6 protein-coding genes are annotated in these 6,490 nt (G+C 76.2%); 3 read left to right on the top strand and 3 right to left on the bottom strand.

Translation table 11 applies throughout. The annotated features are described in order from the left end of the window. Positions 1 to 90: 90 nt before the first annotated feature. Together ACIRSU_RS29895 and ACIRSU_RS29900 are read right to left on the bottom strand one after the other, a co-directional pair. Complete coding sequence (locus ACIRSU_RS29895; RefSeq protein ID WP_403798552.1) at positions 91 to 1,218, bottom strand: SDR family NAD(P)-dependent oxidoreductase; 1,128 nt, start codon at positions 1,216 to 1,218, stop codon at positions 91 to 93. Beyond that, a complete protein-coding gene (locus ACIRSU_RS29900) occupies positions 1,218 to 2,012 on the bottom strand; it encodes an SDR family NAD(P)-dependent oxidoreductase (RefSeq protein ID WP_403798555.1) in 795 nt (264 codons plus the stop codon). The genes ACIRSU_RS29895 and ACIRSU_RS29900 overlap by 1 nt, the downstream gene beginning before the upstream one ends. 117 nt (positions 2,013 to 2,129) lie before the next feature. Between ACIRSU_RS29900 and ACIRSU_RS29905 the strand changes: the two genes are divergently transcribed. Then, positions 2,130 to 2,807 (top strand): TetR family transcriptional regulator, encoded by a 678-nt coding sequence (locus ACIRSU_RS29905; RefSeq protein ID WP_403798557.1) that lies wholly within the window; start codon positions 2,130 to 2,132, stop codon positions 2,805 to 2,807. Between the two features lie 117 nt (positions 2,808 to 2,924). Here ACIRSU_RS29905 and ACIRSU_RS29910 read toward each other — a convergent pair whose 3' ends face one another. After that, on the bottom strand, positions 2,925 to 3,440 hold the full coding sequence (locus tag ACIRSU_RS29910) for a GNAT family N-acetyltransferase (protein WP_403798559.1): 516 nt from the start codon (positions 3,438 to 3,440) through the stop codon (positions 2,925 to 2,927). A 47-nt stretch (positions 3,441 to 3,487) separates the two neighbouring features. Between ACIRSU_RS29910 and ACIRSU_RS29915 the strand changes: the two genes are divergently transcribed. Together ACIRSU_RS29915 and ACIRSU_RS29920 are read left to right on the top strand one after the other, a co-directional pair. Then, positions 3,488 to 4,396: a TIGR01777 family oxidoreductase gene (locus ACIRSU_RS29915; RefSeq protein ID WP_403798562.1), complete on the top strand. Its 909-nt coding sequence runs from the start codon at positions 3,488 to 3,490 to the stop codon at positions 4,394 to 4,396. A 487-nt stretch (positions 4,397 to 4,883) separates the two neighbouring features. Further along, on the top strand, positions 4,884 to 6,173 hold the full coding sequence (locus tag ACIRSU_RS29920; protein ID WP_403798565.1) for an NAD(P)/FAD-dependent oxidoreductase: 1,290 nt from the start codon (positions 4,884 to 4,886) through the stop codon (positions 6,171 to 6,173). The last annotated feature ends 317 nt before the right edge of the window (positions 6,174 to 6,490 follow it).

A 6,490-nucleotide genomic window follows, 5' to 3' on the forward strand; every position in this document is an offset into this window, starting at 1 on the left:
CGGAGGGGGCCGGAGCCGAACCGGGCCGGTCCGGACCGATTCGGCTCCGGCCCGGCCCGGTTCGGGCGCCCTGAGGGGCGTCCTTCCGGCTCAGCCGCCGAGCCGGAGCTCGGGGTTCACCTGGCCGAGGATCATGTCGGTGCGCGGCTGGAGGGCGGGGAAGAGCTGCTCGGGCTGGGGTATCGCCCAGTACTTCCCCTCGGCGACCATGTCGAAGACCCTCTCGGCGTGCTCCTCGGGCGTGAGCCCGTGCTCGTCGGCGAGCTGCTGCAGCTGCGCGTTGAACGCGGCGATCTCCGGGGGCGCGGTCTCGCCGGGGCGGGCGGCCCTGAAGATCTCGCTCTTGACCGAGCCGGGGGTCACGACGGACACCTGGACCGGTGCGCCCTTCATCCGCATCTCGTAGTGCAGCGACTCGGTGAGGGCGAGCACGCCGAACTTGGTGACGCTGTACGGGGCCATGAGCGGGCTCGGCAGCAGGCCGCCGATCGACGACACGTTGACGACCCACGACTTCTCGCCGCGCTCGCCCCGCTCCAGCATGCGCGGGACGAAGGCCCGGATGCCGTTGACGTATCCGCCGATGTTGACCCGGAGCATGGCGTCCCAGCGCTCGGCGGGGATCTCCCAGGAGTAGCCCATGGCCATGATCCCGGCGTTGTTGACCAGCAGGTCGACAGTGCCGAACCGGGTGTACGCGGTGTCCGCGAGCGCCGTGACGGAAGCGGGGTCGGCGACGTCGGTGACGACGGCCATGACCTCCGCGCCGGTGGCGGACAGCTCGCCCGCGAACTCGGCGAGCCGCTCGGCGGCGATGTCGGCGAGGACCAGCTTCATGCCGAGCGCGGCGGCATGCCGGGCGAGCCCGGCACCGATGCCGGAGGAGGCACCGGTGATGACGGCCACCCGGCCACCGAACACGCCGGCGGCCGAGACGGGGCCGGCGGCCGGGGCGGAGCCGGTGGCCGGGGCCGTGCCGGTGGCCGGGGCGGCGCCGGCGGCCGGGGCGGGGCCGGTGGCCGGGGCGGCGCCGGTGGCCGGGGCGGAGCCGGTGGCCGGGGCCGGGCCCGCGGCCGGGCACGGGCCCGTGGTCGGGCCTATGGCCGCGCCGGAACTCGCGGCCGCACCCGCGGCCGGACGGCCGGCCGTGGACGGGCCCGTGGCCGGACCGACGGCCGTGGACGGGTCCGTGACCGGGGTGTCCGCCGGGGTGGACATCAGAAGTGGGTCCCGCCGTCGATGCGGATCTCGGTGCCGGTGATGAACTTGCCGTCCTCGCTCGCGAGCATCGCGACGACACCGGCGACGGTCTCGGGGCCGGCGAAGCCCTGGCCGAGGGCGGGGGCGAGCTTGGCGAAGAGGGACCAGTCGGTGTCCTCGGGCAGGCCGGGGCCCTCGGACTGCTTGGAGGCGCCGGAGCCGTCGGTCATGCCGGAGGAGATGGAGCCGGGCTGCACGGCGGTGAAGCGGATGCCCTGCTTGGCGTACTCGGCGGCGAGCGCGTGGGTCATGGACTGGATGCCGCCCTTGCTGGCCGCGTAGGCCGCCATGTACGGGTGGGCGAACATCGCCGAGGTGGAGGAGAAGTTGACGACGGCGGAGCCGTTGCCCTCCAGGAGCGCCGGTATGGCCTCGCGGATCATCAGGAAGGTGCCGGTGAGGTTGATCCGGACGACCTGCTCGAACGCGTCGAGGCTGGTCTCGTGGGTGTGCGAGGAGCGCAGGATGCCGGCCGCGTTGACCAGCACGTCCAGGCCGCCGAGGACCTCGACGGCGGCGGCGACGCCCTCGCGCACGGAGGTCTCGTCGGCGATGTTCACCACCAGGGTGGTGAGGCGGTCGGCGGCGGCGCCGGCCTTGGCGACGGTGTCCTTGAGGCCGTCCTCGCTGATGTCGGCGGCGACGACCCGGCCGCCCTCCGCGAGCATGCGCAGGACGGTGGCCTGGCCGATGCCGGAGCCGCCTCCGGTGACGAGTGCGCGGCGTCCTTCGTAACGGGTCAGCTGGTTCATGACGAGAACCTCTCGATGTCGAGCTTCCGGGGGTACTGCCACCGTACGCCCAAGTGGCACGTTTTGCCATAGCTGCACGAAATGCACGCCTGGCAGGCGCGGGCGTACTCTGGTCCGGTGGACCCGAAGCCCCGATCCCCCCGCCCGCCCCGGCCCGCGACGCTGACCGAGCGCCGCAAGGCCGCCACCCAGCTCGACATCGCCCGCGCGGCGGCCGAGCTGTTCACCGAGCGCGGGCCCGACGACACCACCGCCGAGGACATCGCGCTGCGGGCCGGGGTCGCGCTGCGCACCTTCTACCGCTACTTCCGCTCCAAGCAAGACGCCGTCGCCCCGCTCCTCGCGGGCGGCGCCGACCGCTGGCGGGCCGCGCTCGCCGCGACCGCGCCGGGCACCACGCTGCCCACCGCCCTGGAGCGGTCCATCGCCGAGTCGCTCGCCGCCGAGGGCGCGGAGGCCGAGGAAGGGCTGCGCTGGACCCGCGGGCTGCTACGCGCGGCCGACCACGACCCGGCGCTGCGGGCCGTCTGGTACCGGGTCAACCAGGAGTCCGAGGACCGGCTGCGCGGAGTCCTCGCCGAGCTCGCCGGCCCCGGCGCCGACCCGCTCGAACTGCGACTCGCCGCCGCCGCGGCCACCGACGCGATCCGGCTCGCCCTGGAGACCTGGGCCGAGACGGACGCGCCGGTACGGGGAGGCGAGGGCGCGCCCGCGGAGCTCGCGGTGCGGTGCCTGCGCGAACTGATGGGCGGGATGCGGCTGCTGGCGCCCGGGGGGCGGTCAGGGGAGGAGTGACCGGCAGGCGGGATGCGCGGCTGCTCGCGCCCTGGAGGCGCGAGAGGCGACTCCTCACGCCCCCGCGTGCTCAGTGAGGAGCGAGCGGCGCGGGGCACGACTCCCCCACGCCCCCGCTCAGTGGAGGAGTGAGCGTCCCATCAGGACGTCGTCCACGTACCCGCCGTCCAGGAAGAACTCGCCGCGCAGCACGCCCTCGACCGCGAAGCCCTCGGCGGCGTAGAGCGCGCGGGCCGGGGCGTTGTGGCCGAGTACCCGCAGCGTGATGCGGGTGGCGCCCTCGGCGCGGGCCCGCTCCATCGCGGCGCGCACCAGGGCGCGGGCCACGCCCCGGCCGCGGGCGGCGGTGGCGACGGCGAGGCCCTGGATCTGGCGGACGTGGGCGTTGCAGGGCAGCGGGGTGGGCGGCACGGTCCGGACGTAGCCGGCCACCGCTCCGCCGATCTCCGCGACCTGGTAGTGCTCGGGCGGGTGCCCTTCGCCGAAGAAGGGCTGCCCGGGTTCCGGGGCGGGCAGGACGGCGTGGAGCGGGGACCAGGTGGCGCGGTCGAGGGCGGCGAGGGCGGGCTCGTCGGCGGCCACGGCGGCGCGGATGAGTATGTCCGGGTGCTGCGGTGTCTCCGGCACGATCATGCGGGCCACTGTGCCACGGCGGGAGCCGGGAGGGGCAGGATGGCCGCATGAAGCGACAGCCTCGTCAGCGCATCGCCGTCACCGGCGCGTCCGGACTCATCGGCTCTGCCCTCGTGCGTTCCCTGCGCGCCGACGGCCACGACGTCCTGCGCCTGGTGCGCCGCCCGGCCGCCCGGGCCGACGAGGTGGAGTGGGATCCGGCCCGCCTGTACGTGGACGCGGCCGGTCTGGTCGGCGTCGACGCGGTGGTCCATCTGGCGGGCGCGGGCGTCGGCGAGCGGCGCTGGAGCGAGGCATACAAGAAGGAGATCCGGGACAGTCGGGTGCTCGGCACGCGGGCGGTCGCGGAGGCGCTCGCCTCGCTCGCCGAGCCGCCCGAGGTGCTGGTCTGCGGCACGGCCCTCGGCTACTACGGCGACACCGGCGACCGGGCCGTGGACGAGAGCGCGCCGGCGGGCGAGGGCTTCCTGCCGTCGGTGTGCGTGGAGTGGGAGGCCGCGGCGGCGCCCGCCGAGGCGGCCGGGATCCGCGTGGCGTACGCCCGTACCGGCCTGGTCGTGGCGCACGAGGGCGGGGCCTGGGGGCGGCTCTTCCCGGTCTTCCGGGCCGGGATCGGCGGGCGGATGGGCGACGGGCGCCAGTACTGGAGCTTCATCGCGCTGCACGACGAGGTCGCCGCGCTGCGGCACATCGTCGACACCCCGTCGCTCGCGGGCCCGGTGAACCTGACCGCGCCCGAGCCGGTCACCAACCGGGAGGTCACGGCGGCGATGGGCCGGGTACTGCGGCGCCCGACGGTCTGCCACGTGCCGGCGACGGCGCTGCGGTTGGTGCTCGGGGAGTTCGCGCAGGACGTGCTCGGCAGCCAACGGGTGCTGCCGGGGCGGCTGCTGGAGTCCGGCTTCGACTTCGCGTTCCCGACGATCGACGAGGCGGTACGGGCGGCGGCGCGCTGACACGGGGTCCGGGACGCGCGGACGGGGGGCGCACGCCGGCGGCTGGTCCCGGGTGGGCGGCTGGTCCCGGGTGGGCAGCTGGTCCCGGGTTGTACGGGCGGCCCACTGACGGCCGGTTCACGGCCGGGGGCGGTCGGCCGGTTCAGGGGCAGTCGGCCGCCGACGGGCGGTCCAGGGCCGGGGGCAGGCGGCCGCCGAGCCGCTTCAGGGCACGGTGGTTCCGCTGACAGCAGGTTCAGGGTGCGGGGGCAGTCGGCCACCGATGGCCGGTCCACGGCCGGGGGCGGGGCGGCCGGTTCACGGCCAGGGGCCAGTCGGCCGCTGACGGCGGGTTCCGGCCGTGCGCTCCCCCCGTGCTGCGCGCACGCCGGGCACGCGCGGCTTCGCCGCGTGGGAGCGCTGCCTAGTCTCTTGCGAACTCTGGCATTCCGGGGCCGTGTTGGGGGCATAGGCCCCCACACGAAGCGACCGACCTGGGGAGGGGCACGTGCTCGACAACGCGGACGTCGTCGTCGTGGGAGCCGGGATCGCGGGTCTCGCGACGGCTCATCAGCTGACCGAGGCCGGTCTCTCGGTCACCGTTCTGGAGGCCGCGCCGCGGATCGGCGGCCGGATGGCGACCGACACCGTGGACGGCTTCCGGCTCGACCGGGTCGGGCCGCTGTTCACCGCGCCGGAGGTGGCGGGCGTGCCGCTGCGCCCGTTCGCACCGGGGGTGCTCGTGCACAGTGACGGGCGGTACGGGAGGTGGGGGGCGCCGCACGCGCCCTGGAGTCCACGGAGCGTCGGGGGCGCGCGGGGGGTCGCCCGCGCGCTGGCCGGGGCGCCGCGCAACCCGGCCGCCTCGCTCGACCAGGCGCGGCTCGGCGCGTCCCTGGTGCGGCTCGCCACGACCCCCGCCCAGCGGCTGCTCACCCGTACCGAGCGGACCGCCCGCGAGGCCCTCACCGCCCGGCTGCCCGCCCGCACCGTCCAGGGCGTGCTGCGCCCGCTCCTCGCCGCGCTGCTCGGCGACCCCGACCTGGCCACCTCCAGCCGTCGCGCGGACCTCGCGCTGCGCTCCTTCGCGCGGGGGCGGCTCGGCGTGCCCGAGGGCGGTTCGGGCGCGCTGACGGAGCGGCTCGCGGCGGCACTGCCGGCCGGCTCGGTGCGTACCGGCGTACGGGTCACGGAGGCGTCGATCTCGCGGGTGACGACGGCGGAGCACGGGGTGTTCCGGTGTCGCTCGGTCGTCGTGGCGACGGGTGGCCGTACGGCGGCGGAACTGCTGCCGGGCCTGCGCGTGCCCGACTACCACGCGGCGACCGTCCTGCACCACACCGCGCCGCTCGCGCCGACCGCCGACCCCGTGCTGCTCGTGGAGTGCGACCCGGCCGGGCCCGTCGCCCACACGGCCGTGATGAGCGCCGTCGACCCGGGGCGCGCGCCCGCCGGCCGCGTCCTGGTCACCACGACGGTGCTCGGCAGTCCGCCCGCCGACGACGACACCGAGCGCCGCGTCCGCAAGCACCTGGCGACCCTGTACGGCGTCTCGACGGACGACTGGGAGCTGCTCGCCCTCCACCACACCCCGCACGCCTTCCCGGCGATGCGCCCGCCCTTCGACCCCGAACGCCCCGTCCGCCTCCTCTCCGGCCTCTACGTCTGCGGCGACCACCGCGCGACGGGCACACCCCTGGGCGCGCTCGCGTCGGCGCGACGCACGGCGGCGGTACTCCTGGCGGACCTGGGCGTACGGGCGGGAGGCATGGCACGGGGGGTGGAGGCGGCGGCGTAGGAACGCGGCCCGGGCACGGGCTGCGCCCGGCAGGGGCGCCCGGATGGTGGGCTGCGCCCGCTGAAGCGGCGCCCCGTCGCCCCCCGTTGTGGGCATGCGTTCCTCCCCCAGACTCCGTCCGGGGGACCCCCAGGCGGAACGGGCGGGCACAACGGACGCTTCGTCCACCCGTTGTGGGCAATCGTCCCGCTGGGGGCCCCCCAGGGCGAAGCCCTAGGGGGAGGGACGGGTGGGCACAACGGGACGACGCCCCTTGCCGGGCCTAGGCTCCTCGCGCGTTGACGCCCGCAACGACGGCGACGCGGTCGTGGTGCGGG

It is taken from the genome of Streptomyces sp. NPDC101160, from assembly GCF_044768205.1.
Lineage (GTDB): Bacteria > Actinomycetota > Actinomycetes > Streptomycetales > Streptomycetaceae > Streptomyces.

Excerpts from the sequence above, each read along its gene's own strand:
- ACIRSU_RS29900 (WP_403798555.1), bottom strand. The coding sequence starts at position 2,012 with ATGAACCAGCTGACCCGTTACGAAGGACGCCGCGCACTCGTCACCGGA.
- ACIRSU_RS29915 (WP_403798562.1), top strand. The coding sequence starts at position 3,488 with ATGAAGCGACAGCCTCGTCAGCGCATCGCCGTCACCGGCGCGTCCGGA.
- ACIRSU_RS29895 (WP_403798552.1), bottom strand. The coding sequence starts at position 1,218 with ATGTCCACCCCGGCGGACACCCCGGTCACGGACCCGTCCACGGCCGTC.
- ACIRSU_RS29910 (WP_403798559.1), bottom strand. The coding sequence starts at position 3,440 with ATGATCGTGCCGGAGACACCGCAGCACCCGGACATACTCATCCGCGCC.